Here is a 21466-nt window from a genome sequence, read left to right on the forward strand (position 1 = left end):
GCGCCTCATTGTGCGGGACCCGCCAGGCCGGAGAACCCGGTCCAGGCGTAGGCGCCGGCGGGGGTCGTGACCCGATGGCGCTTGGCGGGATCGGGATCCCAGGAGACGCCGATCGCCAGGCTCTTGCCGGAGTTCAGGCGGATAAGGACGAGGTCCGCGCCGTTCTCGGGCACCCGCTCGACGGCCTTGACCGAGGCGATGGTGTCGCGGGCGTATTCCTCGGCGGCGCTGTAGGCGCCGTGCGGCTCCAGCACCCCCGCCAGCGTGAAGCTGTCCTTGTCGTCGCCGCGTAGGATGAAGGCCCGCTCGTTGCGGAGATTGTAGTTCGGGTCATTGGCGCCCAGCTCGGTCAGGACGACCTGATCGACGTCACTGGACGCGAAGACGTAGTCGTAGAACCGGCCCTGGTTGAACCAGGAGACGCGCGCCCCGTCCTTCACCGGCGCGCGGCCGCGATCCCACAGGTGCTGATAACCGTCGGCCTTGCCCAGCGGTTTCAGGTCGCTGGTTCCGCCCTGGAACTTCAGGCCGGACTCGACGATCTGGCCGTCATAGTGCAGCGGCAGGTCGAAGCGATGCTTGCCGCCGCCTTCAGCCCGGACCAGCTCCAGGACGATCGGACGCCCAACCTCGGGCCGGTCGATCAGCGCCATGGCGCGGCGATAGCGCACGCCGGGCCAGGCGTCGTCGATGCTGGCGGCGGTCATCTGGACGCCGTCCTTGCTATCGAAGGCCAGGATCGTCGGCCAATGCTTCTCGCCGATGTCGGTGTTGGCGCCGAACTGGCTCTTCTCGTCGACCACCAGGGTGTTGTGAGCGACCGTCTGCTGGGCCCAGCTATCGTTCTCGGGCAGGTAGCGACCGCCGGCCTTGGCCTCGACATTCAAGAACCGCGCCGCGCCATAGTCGGTCACGACCTCCTGGCCGGCGTCGTAGAACAGCCAGGACAGCTTGTCGAAATGGCCATGCCCCATGCCCTGGGACGTCGCCTTGAAGACCAGCGCCTGGTCCTTGGGCTTGGGTCCGGAGCGCAGCACGACCAGCGCGCCCTTGTCGCCCTTGGCCCCGTCGCGCAGCTTGATCGAGGCGAACGGGAACGGCCTGGCCTCGCCGCGCGCGATGGCGGCGGCGACCTCGCGGCCTTCGGGGCTCAGCACCACCGAGCCCTGCTGGATGGCGATCGACAGCAAGGCCGGGTCCTTGGTCGCGGCATAGGTCACCGCCACGCCGTGGACCAGTTCGGGGGTGTCCAGACCCTTGTCCTTGATGGCGTCGTTGATCGGGAACAGCAGGCCGCCATAGCTCTCTTGGATGGTGGCGTAGACGGCCTTGCGCAGCACGCCATCGCGATAGTCGAGGATCTTGCGCGACGGGTCGTGGCGCTGGATGGACTGGGCCAGCAGCAGGAACGGCGACAGGGCGTAGCGCTGATAGTACGGGCCTTCGGCATAGTAGCCGTCGGGCGAGAACAGCTCCTGCAGCTGCTTGTAGAAGCCTGACTTGCCCGAGCCGTCCAGGCCGTACAGTGCCTGCTTGACCAGGCCCTGATCGCCGATCGCGTAGCCGGTCATGCCGACCGCCGCCAGCGCCCAGGTGCCGTGGTTGTGGATGCTGTCGAAGGTCTTGGGCGAGCCCGTCGACAGGAACGCCGCCATCGGCCGGAACACACCGGCCTCGATCGTCGCGCGGTCGGTGGCCGGGATGGCGTCCATCACCGCCTCGTAGCCCTGGATGGAATTGACCAGCCAGACGCTGTCGTTCAGCACCTGCCAGAACAGCCGGCCTGGAACCTGGTTGGCGCGCTTGGGATGCAGCGGCAGGGACGGATAGAGCTTGGCGTAGTCCAGCAGCACACGGCGCACCAGGTCGGCATAGGCCTTGTCGCCGGTCTGCCGATACAGCATCCCCGCCTCATAGATCAGGCGGTAGTTGTCCTTGTGCCGCTCGTGGGTGTAGCCGCCGCCGGCGTCGGCCGGGACCGGCACGTCGATGGTCTTGCGCAGTTGCGGATCCACGAAGGCCTTGCTCTTGGCCAGGGTGGCGGCGAACAGCGGCGGCGCCTGAGCGGAAGCGACTGGCGTGGGCTTGGCCGGCGCGGCGGCCTGGGCCGCTCCAGCCAAGGCCAGGGCCGCGAGGCCGGCGAAGAGATGGACGCGGAACTTGGACATGACTGGCCTACTTGCGCTGATCGACGATCTCGAGCGCCGCGCCGATGTTACCGGCCTCGCTGAGATCGGGCTTGCCGACGTGAATGGTGACGCGGGCCGGGGCCGCGCGCTCGAAGAGGTTGCCGTCGAACTTCGCGACCTGGACTCCGTCCAGTCGCATCGACGGCTGGCCCGGCGCGACGTCGCGAAACGCCGAGTCCTTGACCCGGACCCGGGGGCCGAAGGTGCTCTCGTCCGTCCCGCCCCGCTGAAGGTCGAGCACGGGTCCGCCCAGGCGCGTGAATAGGCTTCCGGTGATGTCGACCGTCTCTGCCCCGTAGAGGCCCGAACCGCCCGTCTCGCCGGCGAGATCCAGCACCGCCCCGCTGATGTCGGCGAAGCGCGAGCCGCTGATCGTCACATGGTCGGCGAAGGTGCTCTTCTCGCCCATCAGGACGGCGAACGCCTGGCCGCCCAGATGTGAGACCTTGGTGTCGACCAGTTCGACGGCGTAATTGCTCAGCGGATAGCTAGGGCTCACGCGGATCATGGCATTGCCGATCGCGTCCCGCGCCTTGGCGCCCGACAGGCGCAGGCCTTGCAGCTTCAGAGCGCCTTGGCCGACCAGGTTGAACAGGGTCGTATGATCGAAGGTCACCAATGGTTCGGCGCCCGTCCCGGCGCGAAAGGTCAGGGGCTGGCGGACCTCGATGGCGTGGCCCTCGGCATAGTCGCCGGTCGCCAGCTCGATGATGTCGCCGGCCTTGGCCTTGAGGGCGGCGGCCGACAGCTGGTCCCGGCCCGGCTTGATCTTCAGGACTTGGCCGCTGTCGAGCGCGACGGTCCGGTCGCCCTTCGGATACCAGGCCACGCCCGTCTCTTCGCGGGTCAACAGCTTGACCGGTTCCTTCAGGCCCAGGGCCCTGCGCGCGGCGGCGTCGGGGTAGATTCGGCCATCCGGCAGGGTCTCGCGACCGATCGCCTTGGTCTCGAAGCCCGAGGCGCCGGTTGGCGGCGCGACCCCGTCGACCCGGTTGCCGGTAAAGGTCAGGCCGTCGATCGGCGCCGTGGCCTTGAAGATCGCTTCGCCGCCCGCGCCGAGGAAGACATTGCCCGACAGCGTGCTCCGGGCGGGCGGCAGGGTGCGTTCCTGGTCCGCGCCGGCGCCGAACAGCACCTGCTTCACGTCGACGAAGACATTCTTCTCGATGCGGGCGTCGAGCACCTGATTATAGCGGTTGAGCGGCGAGTTCGGGACGCCGTTCATCAGCACCAGCGCCGCGACGAAGCCATCGCCACGCAGGCCCTGGAAGTAGTTATCGCGCACCGTCTGGCCGGCGTTGATCACGCGCACGCCGCCGGTATGGGCCACCCCGCCGCCCAGGAAAACATTGTCCTCGACCAGGTTGCCGTCGCCATGGCGCAGCACCAGCGACCCTTGCGAGCGGACGAAGACGTTGCGGCGATAGATGTTGCCGCCGGACTTATTCGAGACGATCTCGACCTCGCCGCTACAGCCCTCGAAATAGTTGTCCTCGACCACCGTCAGGGAGCGGATGCGCGAGAACTGGCTGGTCCCGACCCGGATCGTCTCGCCGCCATTGGATCCCAGCGGGGGGCGCGGGCCGAAATAGTTGTGGTCGATGCGGTGATGGTTCTGCTGGCTCTCGACCGAGCTCAGCACCACGGCCAGGGTCACGCCGTTGTTCAGCTTGCCCTGCAGGTGGTTGTGGTCGAAGCGGTTGTTCTGGCCGTAGAGGCCGACCCAATAGTCCTCGGCGGCGCGGTCGGGCTTGTTGAACTCGTTGATCACCGTCTCGGTGACGCGGGAGTCGAAGGCCAGCGCCTGGTTGTCCTTGCGGAACGAGATGACCTCGGACGATGGGCTGAAGCCATCCTTGAAGATCAGGCCCGAGACGATCAGATGCCGGCCGGCGATGCGCAGGTTGGACTTGCCGGAGATCACGACCTTGCCAGGGGTCTGGGCCCGTAGGGTGATCGGTTTCGCGGCCGTCCCCTCGCCGGTGAACACCATCTCGAAATCGCGCCAGACGCCATTGGCCAGCACCACCGAGTCGCCGGGGACCGCGGCCTGTACAGCCGCCTCGAACGCTTCCGGCGTGCGCGCCAGACGCTCCGCCGCGTCGGCGTGGATCGAGCCGGCCAAGGCGCCCAGGCCCATCAGGGAGGCAAGGCTCGAGCGCAGGTTTCTCAATCGACGTCCTCCCCGCTCGAAGCTGTGACCGCTTCCTGTGTCCGTCAAACCGGCGCCGCGCGACGTGCGCGTCCGATGACAAGGACACCTCAGTCCGACCATTTGAGCGATAAGCTGTCAACCAATTTGTCGACCAATTTTCAAGCAGGCCGCAAACTATGCCCTGAACAACGAGAATTTCCCGCCGGTGCCCGCCGCGCTGCTTCTGCGCCAAACGGCTTCAAACCCGGGCGTTCGGCCGCGACAAGGCCAGGCTTTACTAGGCGCTGATTGGGGAGCGCTTCAGGAAAACGGCGTGATGGGGAGTTGACATTCGTTTTCAAGCGGTCAACCAAATAGGTAAGCCAAATATAGAAAATTGGTATCCGGGGAGGATGAGAACTATGGACACCCATCCACGGCGCGCCGGTGTGCGCGCCATGCTGCTGGCATCGACGTGCCTGATCATCGGCTCGGGCTTCGGCCAAGCCTTCGCGCAGGAAGCGCCGGCATCGCAGGACCCGAACGCGACCGGGGACGCCCAGGAGGTCGAGGCTGTCGTCGTCACCGGCTACCGCGCCTCGCTGCAGAGCGCGCTGAATGTCAAACGGCAGTCGGACGTCATGATCGACGCCATCAACGCCGAAGACATCGCCGACTTCCCCGACGCCAACCTCGCCGAGTCGCTGCAGCGCATCCCCGGCATCTCGATCGATCGCGACAACGGCGAGGGGCGGACCATCACCGTCCGCGGGCTGGGCGGCGATTTCACCCGCGTGCGCATCAACAACCTCGAGGCGCTGTCGACGGCGGGCACCAACGACACCAACTCCACCGCGATCAATTCCACCCGGACGTTCGACTTCAATGTCTTCGCCTCGGAGCTCTTCAACAGCCTGAAGGTCCGCAAGACCGCCTCGGCCGAGACCGACGAAGGTTCGCTCGGCGCGACGGTCGACCTGCAGACGGGCCGGCCGTTCGACTATCGCCAGGACCGCTACGCGCTCTCGGTCGAGGACGCCTACTACCAGAACGGCAAGCACCACAATCCGCGCCTGGCGGGCCTGTTCTCCAAGCGCTTCGCCAACGACAAGATGGGCTTCCTGGCCTCGGCCGCCTATTCGGAGAGGGACTCCGAAACCGACCAGTACCGCCGCCAGATCGTGACCGGCGAATATGTCTATCGCTCCGCCACGTGGGCGACGCTGGAGAACCCCCGCCGCGCCGGTTTCTCGGCGCCGGTCGGCACGCTGTTCACCAACCGCATCTCGAATCCGACGGCGACCAACCCCGGCACGGTGTCGTCCACGGCGGCCATCACCAATCCGGCCTATATTGACGCGGTGACCGGCTCGGATCCGGGCGCCTACGCCCTGCTCCACCCCTCGCTGGACGGCTCGCAGATCATCTTCCCCGCCCTGGCCGGCCCAGAGCAACAGGACCTGCACCAAAAGCGCCTGGGCCTCACCGCAGCCTACCAGTGGGACATCTCCTCCCGGACGCGCCTCACCATCGACGGGCTGCATTCGAACCAGAAGAGCACCTCGACGCTGAACCAGCTGCTGCCGTTCGGCCTGAACCGCAACAACACCAATGCGACCTTCGCCACGGCCAGCGCCGCGACCGCCTTGAACTCCAAGCGCGGGCTCTATCCCGGGACCTGCAACTACACGGCCGGCGGGGCCTACGCCTCGCCGATCGACTGCGGCCAGGCGACCTATGGCGGCGCGCTCGTCGCCGGCACGAGCTTCTCGTACAACCCCAACAATTTCGACGTTTACGACTACTACAACTCGCCAGTCTCGCCCGGCTATGTCCCCTCCGCCGACGGCCTGGCCATGCGCGCCCAGCAGATCGGTCGCCCAGCGACGGACGTGCTGGCCGCCAATGTCACCAACGGGGTCGCCGACTACCTGCAGCTGCGGAACCTGGACTGGTCGGCGCGCGCCGACCAGGGCAGCTACAACACCACCTTCGACCAGCTTTCGTTCAACCTGACCCACGAGTTCAGCGACAGGTTCAAGGCCGACTTCACCTACGGCCTGTCGCGGTCCAAGCTCAATTCCTACGGCAAGATGGCCGAGTGGGGTCAGTTCGATCAGCCGGCCACCTTCACCTATGACGAGCGCGGCGGCGGTGACATGCCGCTGTTCGACGCCGGCTTCAACGCCGCCGATCCCAGCCAGTGGACGATCCTCAAGGGGGTCTCGTTCCTGCGCTACCACAAGAAGGTCGTCGAGAACCGCTACAATTCGTGGAAGGCCGACTTCACCTGGGAGCTCAACGACAACCTGACCCTGAAGTTCGGCGGCACCCAGCGCGACTATCGTTTCTCGACCTCGCAGACCGAGCGCCAGAACGTCCAGATCAACCCGACCGAAAAGGAGGCGGGCGTCTCGATCGCCAGCCTCGGCAAGGTCATTAACTTCGGCCAGGGCCTGGACGTGCCCGCCGGCACGACGACGTCGTGGTTCGGACCGGACATCCAGAAGTTCGACGATCTGTTCGGCTTCACCTGCGAGTGCATCAACAAGTGGGGCGACTGGCGTCTGACCCAGTTCCGCCAGCAGGGGCGCGAGACCTTCGCCGTGCAAGAGAAGACCGAGGGCGCCTACGGCCAGGTCAACTTCAACTACGATTTCCTGGACGGCTGGAACACCTTCGGCAACATCGGCGTGCGCTATGCCAAGACCGACGTGGACTCTACCGGCCGCTCGACCGGCGGACGCACCGTCCAGGGCGGGAATTCCTATTCGGACGTCCTGCCGTCGTTCAACATCGCCATCCGCCCGCGCGACAATCTCTACTTCCGGTTCGGCGCGGCCCAGACCATGTCGCGCCCGACCCTGCAGCAGCTGGCCCCGACCATCACCCAGCTGACGATTCCCGAGGGCGGGATGACCTCCGGCGCCACCCTGACGATCGGCAATCCCAAGCTGTCGCCCTTCCGCGCCAACAATTTCGACGCCGCCGTGGAGTGGTACTACGCCGAGGGCGGCCTGATCTCGGTGGCGGTGTTCAGGAAGAAGATCGGCTCCTATCCGCAGACCGTGCGCTTTTCCGCGCCGCTGTCGACCTTCCTCGACGCCGAGGGGCTTGCCAGCCTGATCGAGCAGTTCGGCGCCAACAGCGACCAGGCCGCCTATATCCGCGGCGACTATGATGCGACCGCGCGCCAGTTCCGCGACGCCCCCGGCGGAGAGCTGAAGGGCTGGGAGGTCAACTACCAGCAGGCCTTCACCTTCCTGCCCGGACTGCTGAAGAACACGGGCATCCAGCTCAACGCCACCCACATCCAGTCCGAGCTCACCTACATCCTCGATCCCGGCACCGACACGACGCCGGCGACCCTGGGCAAAGCCCCGTGGCTCGGCGCGTCGCCCAACGCCGTCAACCTGACGCTCTATTACGAGGACAAGCGCATCAACACGCGGGTCTCCCTGGCCCAACGCGACGGCTACTACACCACCTACCCGCTGGTGGCCGGCGCCTGTGCGCCGGGCGTCGTCGGCGGCCTGGCGTGCGACACGCCGCTGATCAACGACTTCGGCGGATCCAAGGACACGCTGAACGTCGATTTCGCGTTCAGCTACAAGCTGTCGAGCCAGGCGTCCTTCTCGATCGAGGGCTTGAACATTACCAACCAGGCGACCAGCCGGTACTACTACGCCGACAATCCGGTGGCGGCGCTCTATGGCTCGCCCGGGCGACAGTTCACGGTCGGGTTCCGGTTCAAGCACTAGGCTTTGGTCTATCAGGGGTATACCGCTTTGGTTCACCCCTGATAGAACCTTCCAATGTCCCATCAGCCCGAGTTGGGAACGCGGAGTCGTCTCAAGACGACCCGGACGAGCGGCAGCGGAGCATCGGCGGATGACCATGGATAGGCGTTACCAACAGGTCGCGAAGCAGATCATCGAGCTCATCGAGTCTGGCGAGTTCGCCCCGGGCGGCCGACTGCCCGGCGAGCGTGAGCTGGCCGAGCGGCTGGGCGTGTCACGCGTCACCGTGCGGGAAGCCGAGATCGCCCTCGAGGCGCAGGGCTACATCGCCGTCAAGACGGGCTCGGGCGTCTATGTCCGCCCCCGTCGGCCGGCCGACCTGTCTCCCCTGACCGAGGTTGATGCGTTCGAGCTGACGACGGTCCGCGCGGTCGTCGAGGCCGAGTCGGCGGCGCTGGCGGCGCTCAACATGTCCTCCGAGTCCCTGGCGCTGCTGGAAGAGACCATGCGGGTGATGGCGGGCAATGACGAGGCGGCCGAAGAGGCCGACGAGCGCTTCCATCTTCTGATCGCCGAGAACAGCGGCAGCCCCATCATCGAGCATTTCGTGCGCACCCTCTGGCGGATGCGCAACGAGGCGCCGCGGGTCGTCCAAGTCTACAGCAACGTCTGCAAGAGCGGGTTCGAGGACCGGATCGAGGAGCATCGGGCGGTGTTCGACGCCATCCGCAACCGCGATCCCAACGCCGCGCGGCTGGCGATGCGCGAGCACTTCAGCCGCCTTTTCGAAGCCATGCTGGCGGCCGAGGAGACCGAGGCCATCGTACAGCTGCGCCGCAAGGCGCTACAGCACCGCGACCGCTTCAAGCTCTCCGTTCAGCACGGCGCCGCCTGAGCCCAAAGCGGGCCACACAAGACTGGGCGGACGAACCCAGCCGACGACATCGAGGAAACGGCATGAAACGCGTTGCCACTCTGGCCTTAGCCGGGACCCTGTGGTGCGGCCCGGCTCTGGCCGAAGCCCCCCGCTTCACCAACCTCTTCAGCGATCATGCGGTTCTGCAGAGGGGCGAACCGGTTCGGCTCGGCGGCCGGGCCGACCCAGGCGCCACCCTGAGCGTCGAGATCGGCGGCCAGAGCCTGGCGACGACCGCCGACGCGAACGGGCGGTGGGCCGTGACGACCAAGCCCATGGACGCTGGCGGCCCCTACACGCTCTCCGTCTCCGACGGCCGCGCGCGGACCGTGCTCAACGATGTCATGGTCGGCGAGGTCTGGTTCTGCTCCGGACAGTCGAACATGGGCCTTAAGCTGCAAGACGCGACCAATGGCGGCAACGAGGTCCGGGACTCCGAGAACCCGCTGCTGCGCTTCACCGACGTCGGGCGCGATGTCGCTCCGCGCCCGCTCGACGAGGCCAAGGCCGTCAGCGGCTGGACTCTGGCGGCGCCGGCGAGCGTCGGCCCGGCCTCGGCCGCCTGCTACTTCATGGCCAAGGCGCTGCAGGCCCACTTCGGCGTGACGGTCGGCTTCATCACCGCGACCTGGGGCGGTACCCAGACCCAGGCCTGGATCGGCGAGGCCGGGCTGCGCCCCCTCAAGACCTATGACGACGCGCTGGATCGCCTGGACCTTTACGCCAAGGACCGGCAGGCCGGCGAGGCGCGGCAGACGCGCTATTTCGACGCCTGGTGGACGGCCCATGAACCCGACGCCAAGGCCAAGGCCGCCTGGGCTCGGCCCGATTTCGACGACGCCGGCTGGAAGCCGGTCCATCCGACAAGGGTCTGGGAGCGCCTGGGCGACCCGGAGCTGGCCAGCTTCAACGGCGCGGTCTGGTATCGCACCGCCTTCACCCTGACCAAGGCACAAGCGGACGGGGCCACGCGCCTCGCCCTGGGCCTGATCGACGATAGCGACACCACCTTCGTCAATGGCGTGCGCGTCGGCGGCATCGAGGGGCGCACCACGCGACGCGGCTACGCCTTGCCGAAGGGCCTGCTCGTGGCGGGCCGGAACGTCGTCGCGGTCCGGGTGCTGGATTCTGGCGGCTCCGGCGGCCTCTACGACACCGACGACCAGCGCTTCCTGGCCCTGGCGGACGGAACGAAGACGCCGCTGCCGCAGGCCTGGCGCTATCGCGTCTCAGCGCCCCTGGACGCCTTGGGCGGTGTTCCGGTGACCCCCTGGGATCCGACCAAGGGCACGGGCAGTCTGTACAACGCCATGGTCGCGCCCGTGACGTCCTACACCGTCAAAGGGGTCGCCTGGTATCAAGGCGAGTCCAACGTCCATGACCCGGCGGGCTTCGGTCGTCTTCTGCCAGCGCTGATCCAACAGTGGCGCGCGGCGTTCGGCGTGACGGACCTGCCCTTCGTGCTGGCCCAGCTGCCGAACTACGGTCCCGTCGGCGACCATCCCGGCGCGTCGAAGACCGCCGAGGTGCGCGAGCATCAGCGGCGAACGGCCCAGACGTTCGACCGTGTGGGCTTGACCTCGATTATCGACATCGGCGACCGCTACGACATTCACCCCGGCCAGAAGACGGTCGTGGGAAACCGGTTGGCCCTGACCGCCCGGCGCGTGGCCTATGGCGAGACGGTGGCGCAGAGCCCCTCCCCCGTGGCCCTGACGCGTTCGGGCGACGACCTGGTCGTGCGCTTCAGCGACGCCGCGGACGGCCTGCGCACCTATAGCAGCGACACCGCCATCGGATTCGAGCTCTGCGACGTCGATCGTCGATGCCGCTACGCTTCAGCCGTGGCGTCGGGCGACCACGTGACCCTGGCCGGCGCCAACCGCCCCGAGATCCGCGCCATCCGCTATGCCTGGAGCGACTCCCCGTTCGTCAACCTGTTCAACAGCGAAGACCTGCCTGTGGGGCCTTTCGAGATCCCCGTCGACTAGCGACGCGCGAAGCGGATGCCGCTTCGCGCGTCGGCGCGCAGGACACGTTGGAAACTGGCGGTCTAACCCGCGCCAGAAGCCGCCCTCGCCTTTCGAGCGAGGGCTTCCGGCGGCGGGGTCAAGCGGAAAGGCTCAGTAGAAGGTCACATCGTCCAGCTCGAACCAGAGCTTTCGACCGGCCGGACGCGAACCCGAGACGCCCACCTCCAGCAGGTCCGTCCCGGTCCAGGCGCCCGCGCCCCGCCCCGATCGCTTGAAGTTGGCGAACGGGACGGTGATCTTCTCCCAGGTCCCGTTGGCCGAGACCGTGGCGACCCACGAGCCCGAGACGCTGTTGATCGTCACGACGTAGGCACCGCCGTCGCCGCGCAGCTCGAAGGTTACGCCCTTGAACGCCGAGGCGTCGACCGGCTCGACCGAGCCACGGCTCAGCGGCAGCAGGACGCCGGCGTCCGGTTCGGCCTTCTGGGCCATTTTGGCCGCGACGCTCAGCACGTGGTCGCCATTGCCGCGGTCGACGGTCTGCAGGACCTCGACGCTGCGATCGCGGCCGCCGTCGAAGTCGCTGAGGCGCAGGGTGTCCAGGCTGGTGCGGCCGTCGGCGCGCTCGAAGTCGTCGACCAATGGCCCCTTGGCCTTCAGGGTCGGCATGGTGGGCTTGTCATTGTCGGCCGAGCGGGACGAACCGGGCCCAAACACCGCCTTGCCGTCGATGAACACACGGTCGACCTTGCGGATGTCGGTGATGGTCGTCCACGGCTGACCGGCGATCATCACGAAATCGGCGCGCTTGCCCTTCTCCAGCGTGCCGCGGTCGGCCAGCAGGTTCATGGCCCTGGCGCTGGTGGCGGTGCCCGCGATTAGGGCCTCGGACGGGGTCAGACCCGCCTGGACCAGCAGTTCCATCTCGCGCAGCGTCGAGGCGCCGTGCGGCGTGCCGGGCATGCCGGCGTCGGTGCCCAGGGCGATGGGCACCCCGGCGTCCTTCAGCGTCTTCACGTTGGCCAGGGCATAGCCGAACTTCTGGACCGCCAGCTTGGCGCGCGGGCTATCGGAGTCGGCCGGCGGCGCCTGGCCCGGCTTGACCGGCTCGTAGACCGCCAGGGTCGGGGCGTAGAACGTGCCGTTGGCCTTGAGTTTCGCGACGGTCTCGGCGTCGATCGGGCCATCCTGCAGACTGTGGGCGATGATATCGACGCCGCCGGTCGCCGCGACGGCGCCGCGCTCGACCGTTACGGTGTGCGACAGGACCTTGAGGTTCAGCTTGTGGGCCGAGTCCGTGAGGGCCTTCAGCGTCCAGCCGTCCATGCTGGTGTTGTCCGGGGCCGAGCCGTAGCGCCAGCCGTCGGTGAAGGCCTTGATCGCGTCGGGCTTGTAAGGGGCCAAGCCTTCGATGGCGGCCTTGGCCGCCTCGGGGGTGTTCACCCAGCGGGTCGTGGCCTCGTCGGCCCAATCGGCGCCGTGACCGCCAGGCGTGCTGACCCGAGCCACGAAGTTGACGTGCGGCGTGGTCAGGGTCGACAGCCATCGGCGACGCGGCGCGAAGGATTCCGGCTGCTGGTGGAAGTCGTTCACCGTGGTCACGCCCGCGGCGACATAGGCGTCAGCGATCTTGGGGGTGATGTTCGGCGCGCCGGCGGGGGTCCAGTGGGTGTGGACATCGAAGAAGCCCGGCACCACGGCCTCGCCCTTGGCGTCGATCGTCTTGGCGCCCTTGGGAACCTTCACGCTGCGGCCGACATCGACGATGCGACCGTCCTGCACGACCAGGCCGCCCCTGTAGGGCGCGGCGCCGGCGCCGTCGAAGATCTGGGCGTTGACGATCGCCAGGGCCGGCGTCGCGGCCTGGGCGGCGGCCATCGGCAGCAGGACGCCGGCGGCGACGATCAGCGCCCCTCGGCGGGAGACCTTGAGCAGCCTGGCATGGTGAGCGGTCATGGGACGCTTTCCTTCTTGGATACGCATTACAAACCTGCGCTCGGGGCGCAGAACCAACAGTCTTCTCCACCGATCGGCATGCCGGGCGGCAGGCTCTCGACCGCGCCGGAGCGGGGCGCGGCGAGGGCCTGCCTGACGGCGATGTCGTCGCTGAGCAGGGCGCGCGACAGCGCCGCGGCCTGGTCGCCCTCGGCCCCGCCGCCCTTGTAGGCGGCCAGGGTCTTGCCGAAGGTGCGCAGCGCCGCGTCGATCTGGACCGCCGCTGTCGGCGACAGCGCCTTGTCGCCCTGCGCTTCGACCAGGTCGCCGACGACGCGGGCGCGTATGCGACGACGCAGGTCGCCCAACCGCCCCTCGGCCTTGCTTGGGGCCACGCCCGCCAGCAGGCGCTCGGCAAGCTCGGCCACGCCCAATTGGGCCGGATCGCGGCGGTTCTGCTCGACCACCCGGTTCAGCCGCTGCGGATTCAGCAACAGCGATACGGTCTGGTCGGCGGCCATCTCGGCGGCGGTCGGCAGGTCGAAGACCGCGGGCCCCGAGGTCGGGAAGATCTCGATCTCATAGGCCTTGTCGCGCACGCCCGACTGGCCGGACGACAGCAGGTTCAACAGAGGGTCGGGCAGGTCCAGCGTGGCCGGGTCGGTGGTCAGCAGCAGGGCGTCAAGCGCCTTGCGCTGGGTGGCCGCCGACGGGATCGACGCGACCTCATGGCCGTCGCCGCGCACCGCGTACGAATAGTCCACGCCGCCGATCAGCTTCACGGCGGCTTCGACCTGGTAGCGGTGGAACAGGTAGATCGGCGCCAGGACGCGCTTCAGGTCCGCCGCCGGCGCGCCACTGGGCAGGTTGACCAGGCCGAACTTGCTCAGCGCGATCTTGCGCACGGCCAGCACGTGCTCCAGCTCGGCGACCGCATCGGGACCATTGTCCCACAGCGCGCCATAGGGCTGTCCGGCCGCGGCGCTGCGCGAATCCCCGTCGGTGACGAAGCGCAGGCCGTTGGCCTGGGCGTCGCGCGCCAGGCGATCCAGGCGCGCGGCCTCGTCCGAGCCGGGCGCGCCTTGCGAGTAAAGCCAATTGATCGCGAACCGGTCCCAGGCCCCCACGCCCTTGGCATAGGCGTCGGACAGGTCCAGGCGGTCGCCTTCGATCCTCACCAGCGGCGCGGGATAGTCCATCACCGAGGCGCGGTCGTAGGTGCTGCCCGCGAAGTTGTGGGCCAGGCCCAGAGTATGGCCGATCTCGTGCACCGACAGCTGGCGGATGCGGGCCAGGGAGACGTTGAGCGGATCGTCGGGACCACCCTTCCCCGTCTTGTCCGCGCCAACCAGGCCTTCGAAGATCAGGCGATCCTGGCGCACGCGCAGCGAGCCCAGCTGGACGACGCCGCGGACGATCTCGCCGGTGCGCGGATCGACCACCGTGGTCCCGGTCGACCAGCCGCGGGTCTGCCGGTGGATCCAGTTGACGACATTGTAGCGCGCGTCCATCGGGTCGACGCCCTCGGGCAGCGACTCCACCCGGAAGGCGTCGATATAGCCGGCCTCCTCGAAGGCCTTGGCCCACCATTGGCCGCCTTCGATCAGGGCGGTGCGGATCGGCTCGGGCGCGCCGCGGTCCACGTAGTAGACGATCGGCTTCTTGACCCGCGAGCGGACCGCTGTCGGATCGGTCTTCTCCAGCCGGAACCGACGCGCCAGACGCTGGACGATCGGCTGGTCCAACCGCGTGGCGTAGTCGGCGAACAGCACCTGGGCCGAGGTGCCCGTGCGCGGATCCTGCGGACGCGGAACGAAGCCCGGCGCCGGCAGGCGGATGAAGCTGTGATGGACGCCGAAGGTCACCGCTCGTCCGTCCGGGGCGATGCCGTTGACCTCGGATCCCGGATCATCGGCGGTGAAGGTCTGCCGCGTCTCGAATTCGAGATTGTCGGGAAAGACGCCGGTGACCGGCAGGTCGACATAGCTGAGCGCCGGGGCCAGCTTGTAGGCGCCCTGCTTGCCGCGCTTGAGGCCGCCGGCGATGTCGAAGGCGTCGCGCAGCAGAAACGAGGCGATGTCGACGGAGACGCCGCCAGCCGGCGTCTCGGCGATCACCTCGCCCGACCAGACGACCGAGGCCGGGAAGCTGTCCTGGACGGTCCGGGTTTCCTCGGGCGTTCCGCCGACGGCGCGGAAGCCGTAGTTCTCGAAAGCGATCAGCACCTTCTTGCCGACCCGCCGGAAGATCAGCACCTGGGTCTCGCCCGTCGCGGCCCGGTCCAGCCCCACCGGCGTCGACCCGAGGCCGCCGCTGAGGCTGGGCTGATAGAGGAACCGTCCCGACACGCCGTCGGCGGCGGGCGCCGGCAGGGTGATGACGACGGCGCCCTTGGCCGCGTCGGTCTTCACCGGCAGCAGCCCCAAGGGCGAGGCGGCCGCCGGCGCGGGCGCGCCAGCGGCTTGAGCGAAAGTCGCCGGCGCGGCGGCGAGCGCGAGCGCGACAAGCGCGCTCGAAACCCGCCAGCGCGCCCGGTCAGCGCTGAACTCGTACTTCACAATCGGTCCCTTGTTCCTAGAACGTCTTCTTGACCGAGACGTACCAGTAGCGCGCGTACGGCAGATAGACCGTCCCGTCGTAGCCCGTCGAGCTGAGCGGCGGATCCTTGTCGGTGATGTTCCGCACGCCCAGCCGCAGCTTGGTGTTGGCCTGGGCGAAGTCGTACTCGCCGTACAGGTTGGCGGTGATCTGCGAGTCCACGACCCACGGCGCGCCGGTCGAGTCCAGCAGAGCCGTGTCGTTATACTCGCCGATGTACTGGGTAAAGCCGCCGACGGTCAGCTGCTTGTAGCGCCAGGTCAGCGCGGCCGAGACCTTCCAGTCGGTCTTGCCGTTCTGTTTCAACAGGTCGCCCCCGCCGGTGATGGTGGTGCCGGCGTTGATCTTGCCCGCCGACCGCGCCGCCATCAGCTCGGCGATGCCCGGCGAAGGCGACTGGTAGTACTTGATCAGGTGGGCGGCGTTCACGTTCAGGTCGAAGTCGCCGAGCTTGTCGGTCGACAGGTGATACATCAGGCCCAGGTCCAGCCCTTCGACGTCCTGCGGCTGCAGGTTGGTGTACTTGTCGTTGACGTACAGGACCTGGCCGGCGGCCGCGAGGCCGGTGCCGGCGAAGGCGGCGTTGTCGTCGGCCGTCGGGGCGGCGCGGATGACGTTGGGATTGCTCGAGCCCGACTGGCGCAGCAGGTAGTCGAGGATCAGGGCGTTGCCCTCGCCGAACACCCCGATCAGGCCCGTCTGCTTGACCTTCCAGTAGTCGACGGTGAAGGTCAGGCGGCCATATTCCGCCGGGATGAACTTCGGCTCCAGGACCACGCCGTACGACAGAGTCTCGGACTCTTCGGGATTCAGGTCGGGGTTGCCCGCCCGGCGCGCCGTGGTCAGCAGTGACCGCGAGCAGCCCGCGAACGAGGTGATGCGCTTCGCCCGCAGGTCGGCCTCGCAGAAGGCGTAGTCGGTGCGGTTGTTCGAGCGGGACACCACCGTGGCGTTGATCTGCTCCAGGTTCGGGGCGCGGAAGCCCTTGGCCCACGAGCCGCGGATGCGGAAGCCGTCGACCAGGTCCCAGGCGCCGGCGATCTTGGGTTTCGCCGTATTGCCGAAGTCGCTGTAGTGCTCGTAGCGGCCGGCCAGCTGCAGATCCAGGCGATGGACCAGCGGGATCGACATCTCGGGCGAAACCAGCGGAACCGCGAACTCGATATAGGTCGAAGCGACCGAGCGATGGCCCTTGGTGTCGGGGTTCATGCTGGAGTTGATCAGGTCGCTGAGCACCGCGCCGCTGATCGGATCGGTGAAGGTGATGGTCCCATCGATGCGCTTGTCGCGGTCGTCCAGCTGGGTCTCGCGACGCACCTCGACCCCGGAGGCCACGCCGACATCGCCGCCCGGCAGGCTGAAGAGGTCGGGCTTGGAGACCTTGAAGTCCCACGAGGCCAGGCTGCTCTTGGTGCGGCGCTTGATCTTGACGCGGATGGCGTTGATCGCCGCCTCGCTGTTGCGGGTGGTGTCCGCGCCGCTGGGGTTGTTGATGTCCGAGCCGTTGAAGACGTTGTAGGCGTCGGGCGTGGACAGGGCCAGCTGGGCATAGAGCTTGGTGTTGGAGATGTTGTCGCTGATGTCGTCGGCGGTGGCTTCCGAATAGACCAGGGCCGATTCCCAGTCGAAGCCGAACTTCTCGCCGCGAACACCGGCCAGCACGCGGTACTGGTCGTTGGTCACGTCGACATGCGTCGGGCCCAGGTCGGCGAAGTTATAGCCGCGCAGGGTCAGCGACAGACCGCTGGCCGGGACGTTCAGATTGGGCAGGCGGTTGGGATTGGCCGTCCCGTTGGCGAAGGTCACCGGGCCGAAGGGATTCCAGTAGTTGCTGGCCGGGATGCTGATCACGCCCGAGGACAGGGTGGCGATCGGCGCCTGCAGGGCGCTGGTCTTGGCGTGATAGAGGCCCAGTTCACCGAAGACGGTCAGGTCTTCGGAAATGTCGTAGTGGCCGGTCAGGAAGACGTTGGTGCGCTTCAGTTCCGGGATCACCGTCGTGCCCAGGGCGGCCGAGTTGAACCGCAGGTCGCGATCGGCGGCCGAGGTCGCCAGGGCGCCGTCGTCAATGCACATGCCGCCGCTGATGTTCAGCTGGCAGCCCGCGAACGTCGAAGGCTGGATGTGGAAATAGCCGGCGCTGCTGGTCAGCGCCGTGGTTCCCTGGCGCACCGTGCCGAAGCTCTGCGGCGTCTGGACATAGGCCCATGGCGTCGTGGTGCTGCGACCGTCCAGGCTGGCGACGCCCTCGAAGCGGGTGCCGGCGAACAGCGGACGGCGATCCAGCGAGGCGGTGTAGTCCTGGTCGGTCGAACGCATGCTCGTGCGCTGGTCGTACGAAACGAAGGCGCTGACATTGCCGCGACCGTCGGCGAAGTTCTTCCCGCCGAAGGCGTTGAAGTTGTACTCTTTCAGGTTCGTGCCTTCGGCGAAGCCGTATTGCGCTGAGGTGGTCAGGCCGTCGACATCGTCGCGCAGCACGGTGTTGACCACGCCGGCCACCGCGTCGGCGCCGTAGATGGCCGCCGCGCCGTCGCGCAGCACTTCCAGGCGCTTGAGGCCCGACACCGGAATGGCGCTGGTGTTGTAGGTCAGCACCGGCACCAGGTTGTCGTTGGCCTGGCTGGTCGGGTGGGTCACCACGCGGCGACCGTTCAGCAGAACCAGCGTATTGCCGATGCCCAGGTTGCGCAGGTTCACCGAGCCGACGTCGCCCCGGGCGCTGTTGCTGCTGCCCGGCAGGTACTGGGCGTTGAAGTTCACGTCGCCCATCTGCGGGATCGACCGGAAGAGTTCGTCGCCGGACACCGCGCCGGACGCCCCGATCTGGTCCTCGCCGACCACCGTCACCGGCAGGGCCGCGTTGACCTTCGCGCCCTTGATCTGCGAACCGACGACGACGACGGCCTCGATCTCGGTGGGTTCAGCGCCGGCTGGCGGCGCGGTCTGGGCCCAGGCGTGGGCGGCGAAGCCCACGGCGCATAGCGCCGTGGTCGCAAGCACGAGTTTGCGATGATTGTTGATCATGGAAGCCCCTCCAATAAACGCGACGCGCGAGCCACCCCCGCCCTGCTCCAGACGAAGCAGGGCATGGCTCACGCCACACTCCGAACCCAAAGGGATCGATGGAAGCTAATCCCATCCAACTTGTGGGGTTTTAAAAAGGGGAATTTTTCTGACAGGCGCCGCAGGGATGGTCACAGAAACAACCCTAAACGAGGCCTTTTGCTCAACGGAAAGGCAAATATTTGCCCCAAATAAAGGGATTGACGAGGGCGGGAAAACGCCCTCACGCGAGAGGAAATCAAACCTGAAATCACGGTCCCCGCTGTTCTTGGGCGCGCCCTTCGGGCGGGCTTTGGCCTGCCGCCGGACGTTCGACGTCGCCCCACGCGCGGGTCCGTTGCGGGCTTCATCTCAGCCGGCCACCGGCGCGGCGAGGCGCTGCGCCCTCCGGGTGGAGCGGGCGCGGACGCCAAGCGCGACGAAGACGGGAACGGACTGCGGTCGATCTTGCGTTACGGCGGTCCCGCAGACCTCCCGACGTTCGCCGATCGTTCCAGTCTTCACACGGACCGAAGCCTTGTGATTACGCCCGAAAACCCTTAGGCCACGCGGGACGGGGACGTGGCGGAATGGTAGACGCGCCGGACTTAAAATCCTATGCGCTCCACCGCAAAATCTAGAAAAACCCTAGAAACAACAACTTCTTATCGCAAATCCAAGGCAAAGCTTAGCACAGAGCTAGCACACTCCGCCGGGGCTCTAGCACAATCCCGCCCCATAGGACTTTCGTCGCCGCGCGACGGCCGCCACGCGATCCTGGACGGCAAGGTTCAACTCTATCTGCGCAACGGCAGCCCCAACTGACAGTGCGCCTGCTCGGTCGGCGGGCGCCAGCACCGCGCCAACACCGGTGAGGATGGCCTCACCCGCGCCGCCGCCTTCGCCCACGACTGGTATCTGGCGCTGGCCCATGACGCCGCCATCGGCGGCGCCATGGGCGCGGGCGCCGGCCGCACGGCGGCCCGGCCAATCCCCCGTCCAGGGCCACTCGCGGGCCGACGTGGTCCGCGATCGGCCGCCAGCGCGTCCCGTCAAACCTTCCGCGAAGCGGCCAGCCGCTTCATGGTCGAGTTCGAGGCCCTGACCCGCGGCCAGCGCAATCCGATCTATGTCACCGGCCATCGCGCGCGACTGACCAACTATCTGATCCCCTTCTTCGGCGCGATGAGCGTCCGTGAGATCGATGCGGGGGTGATCGCCGAGTATCGCGTCATGCGCATGGGCGACCGCCATCGCGGCGCCCCGCCCGCCCGCAGCACCCTGCATCAGGAAATCGTCTGTCTCCGCCAGGTCCTGAAGACGGCGATCCGGCTTCGCTGGATCGACCATCTCCCCGACCTTTCGGCGCCGTACGGCCGGTCCGGCAAGATCTCGCACCGAGCCTGGTTCTCGCCGGAGGAATGGGCGCTGTTCGAGGCGGCGCTGCATGATCGCGTCGCGCGGCCCCGGAAAGAGCGCTGGCGCGAGGCCGGCGAGAACCTCCGCGACTACGCCCTGATCATGATCCATACCGGCCTTCGCCCGGATGAAGCGCTGCGCCTGGAATACCGGGATGTCGCGGTGATCGCCGACGAGGCCACCGGCGAGCGGCTCCTGGAAATCGCCGTGCGCGGCAAGCGCGGCGTCGGCTGGTGCAAGAGCATGCCTGAAGCCGTGGAGCCCTTCCTCAGCCTCAAGGCGCGTAATGGCCGGCAGCCGCTCGATCGGCTGTTCCCCACTTTCCAGCGTGAGCTGTTCAACGCCATCCTCGACGAGCTGCGCATGAAGACCGATCGGGAGGGGCGTCGACGCACCGCCTACAGTCTGCGCCACACCTACATCAGCACCCGCCTAATGGCCGGCGCCGACATCTACCAGGTCGCCAAGAACTGCCGGACCAGCGTCGAGATGGTCGAGACCTATTACGCCGCCCACATCAAGAACGTCATCGACGCCTCGGCGATCAATGTCCGCAAGGCCCGCCCCTCCCCCGCCGGCGCGACACCCGCGCCGTGATCCTTGGTCGCCCAAGGCCGGAACCGGCCGACGCGGCCAAGCGCGAAGGGATGGGCCGAACGGCCTAGCCCGCTGGCGTCCGCGCGCCGCACGGCGCGCAGCCATCGCCTGGCTATAGAACGTAGCGCAGAACGCTACATCGACCTTGCCATTCGTAGCGCCGCGCGCTACATCTAAGTTGTTCGAGGATACGCCATGATCCAGAACTGGAAGAGCGAACTGGCGAAGCAGGTTTTTGAAGGCAAGGCTCCCAAGGGCTTTCCTGCGGACATGGTGAGAAAGACACGGCGCCTGTTGGCCCAACTCAATGCCGCGACCGACGTCGAGCAGTTGAGATTTCCACCAGGCAATCGCCTGCACCAGCTTGGCGGCGACATGGCTGGTCGCTGGTCCCTCAGTGTCAATGATCAGTTCCGACTGGTTTTTGTCTGGGGACCTGAAGGGCCAGAAGAAGTTTGGTTTGGCGACTACCATTAGGCGCGCCGCAACGATGTAAATTCGGCCTGTTTACGGAGGAACGGTAGTGGCCACCTTTATGGACTACGATTTTGTCTCGCCCCTCCCCCACCCGGGCGAGATCCTGCGCGAAGACTTTCTAGCACCGCTCAACATGAGTGCTGGCGCGCTGGCCAAGGCGATGGGCCTGAAGGATCGCACGCGCATCGAGCGGATCACTCGCGAATTGCAGCCGATCACCTCCGATACCGCCCTACGACTGGAGCGTGTGTTTGGGGTCAACGCGCAGTTCTGGATGAACCTTCAGGCTCAGCACGACTTGTCTAAAGCGGCGATTGAGAGCGGGGCGGAACTGAAGGCAATCCGTCCCCTGGCTGTCGCCTAGACTGCTCTGTGATCGGGGCGCTCCTAGATGGCAGGCGACAGGTCCTGGGCCGGGCTCAACAACTAGCGTTAAGCCTCTA

Annotated in this window: 11 protein-coding genes; 6 read left to right on the forward strand and 5 right to left on the reverse strand. The window is 67.2% G+C overall.

The annotated features are described in order from the left end of the window. Window positions 1–5 precede the first annotated feature (5 nt). Both AC07R7_RS19740 and AC07R7_RS19745 read right to left on the reverse strand, forming a co-directional pair. Window positions 6–2168, reverse strand: a complete 2163-nt coding sequence (locus AC07R7_RS19740) for an alginate lyase family protein (RefSeq protein WP_494636378.1) — start codon at window positions 2166–2168, stop codon at window positions 6–8. 7 nt (window positions 2169–2175) lie between these two features. Further along, a complete protein-coding gene (locus tag AC07R7_RS19745; protein WP_494636379.1) occupies window positions 2176–4362 on the reverse strand; it encodes a polysaccharide lyase 6 family protein in 2187 nt (728 codons plus the stop codon). Between the two features lie 383 nt (window positions 4363–4745). On the opposite strand from AC07R7_RS19745, the gene AC07R7_RS19750 reads away from it, so the two are divergent. The 3 genes from AC07R7_RS19750 (at window position 4746) to AC07R7_RS19760 (ending at window position 10970) form a co-directional block, all read left to right on the forward strand. Beyond that, the gene (locus AC07R7_RS19750; RefSeq protein WP_494636380.1) at window positions 4746–8084 is read left to right on the forward strand and encodes a TonB-dependent receptor domain-containing protein; all 3339 of its coding nucleotides are present in this window, start codon (window positions 4746–4748) and stop codon (window positions 8082–8084) included. A 136-nt stretch (window positions 8085–8220) separates the two neighbouring features. Next, complete coding sequence (locus AC07R7_RS19755; RefSeq protein ID WP_494636381.1) at window positions 8221–8958, forward strand: FadR/GntR family transcriptional regulator; 738 nt, start codon at window positions 8221–8223, stop codon at window positions 8956–8958. 62 nt (window positions 8959–9020) lie between these two features. Then, on the forward strand, window positions 9021–10970 hold the full coding sequence (locus AC07R7_RS19760) for a sialate O-acetylesterase (RefSeq protein ID WP_494636382.1): 1950 nt from the start codon (window positions 9021–9023) through the stop codon (window positions 10968–10970). Between the two features lie 132 nt (window positions 10971–11102). Here the strand turns inward: AC07R7_RS19760 and AC07R7_RS19765 are convergent, their stop codons facing one another. Genes AC07R7_RS19765 through AC07R7_RS19775 form a run of 3 tightly spaced genes read right to left on the reverse strand, consistent with a single transcriptional unit; the run spans window position 11103 to window position 18512 of the window. Further along, complete coding sequence (locus AC07R7_RS19765) at window positions 11103–12908, reverse strand: CIA30 family protein (protein ID WP_494636383.1); 1806 nt, start codon at window positions 12906–12908, stop codon at window positions 11103–11105. A 26-nt stretch (window positions 12909–12934) separates the two neighbouring features. After that, window positions 12935–15445 (reverse strand): zinc-dependent metalloprotease, encoded by a 2511-nt coding sequence (locus tag AC07R7_RS19770; RefSeq protein WP_494636384.1) that lies wholly within the window; start codon window positions 15443–15445, stop codon window positions 12935–12937. Window positions 15446–15461: 16 nt separating this feature from the next. Beyond that, complete coding sequence (locus AC07R7_RS19775; protein ID WP_494636385.1) at window positions 15462–18512, reverse strand: TonB-dependent receptor domain-containing protein; 3051 nt, start codon at window positions 18510–18512, stop codon at window positions 15462–15464. A gap of 1101 nt (window positions 18513–19613) precedes the next feature. Between AC07R7_RS19775 and AC07R7_RS19780 the strand changes: the two genes are divergently transcribed. From AC07R7_RS19780 to AC07R7_RS19790, 3 genes are all read left to right on the forward strand, one after another. Next, window positions 19614–20546: a tyrosine-type recombinase/integrase gene (locus AC07R7_RS19780; protein ID WP_494636386.1), complete on the forward strand. Its 933-nt coding sequence runs from the start codon at window positions 19614–19616 to the stop codon at window positions 20544–20546. Between the two features lie 195 nt (window positions 20547–20741). Continuing rightward, complete coding sequence (locus tag AC07R7_RS19785; protein ID WP_494636387.1) at window positions 20742–21023, forward strand: type II toxin-antitoxin system RelE/ParE family toxin; 282 nt, start codon at window positions 20742–20744, stop codon at window positions 21021–21023. A 46-nt stretch (window positions 21024–21069) separates the two neighbouring features. Continuing rightward, window positions 21070–21387: a HigA family addiction module antitoxin gene (locus AC07R7_RS19790; RefSeq protein WP_494636388.1), complete on the forward strand. Its 318-nt coding sequence runs from the start codon at window positions 21070–21072 to the stop codon at window positions 21385–21387. The last annotated feature ends 79 nt before the right edge of the window (window positions 21388–21466 follow it).

This window comes from Caulobacter sp. GW821-FHT05F04 (assembly GCF_059419665.1).

Coding starts and splice junctions, on each gene's coding strand:
- AC07R7_RS19740 (WP_494636378.1), bottom strand. CDS start 2,168: ATGTCCAAGTTCCGCGTCCATCTCTTCGCCGGCCTCGCGGCCCTGGCC.
- AC07R7_RS19750 (WP_494636380.1), top strand. CDS start 4,746: ATGGACACCCATCCACGGCGCGCCGGTGTGCGCGCCATGCTGCTGGCA.
- AC07R7_RS19755 (WP_494636381.1), top strand. CDS start 8,221: ATGGATAGGCGTTACCAACAGGTCGCGAAGCAGATCATCGAGCTCATC.
- AC07R7_RS19760 (WP_494636382.1), top strand. CDS start 9,021: ATGAAACGCGTTGCCACTCTGGCCTTAGCCGGGACCCTGTGGTGCGGC.
- AC07R7_RS19765 (WP_494636383.1), bottom strand. CDS start 12,908: ATGACCGCTCACCATGCCAGGCTGCTCAAGGTCTCCCGCCGAGGGGCG.
- AC07R7_RS19775 (WP_494636385.1), bottom strand. CDS start 18,512: ATGATCAACAATCATCGCAAACTCGTGCTTGCGACCACGGCGCTATGC.
- AC07R7_RS19780 (WP_494636386.1), top strand. CDS start 19,614: ATGGTCGAGTTCGAGGCCCTGACCCGCGGCCAGCGCAATCCGATCTAT.
- AC07R7_RS19785 (WP_494636387.1), top strand. CDS start 20,742: ATGATCCAGAACTGGAAGAGCGAACTGGCGAAGCAGGTTTTTGAAGGC.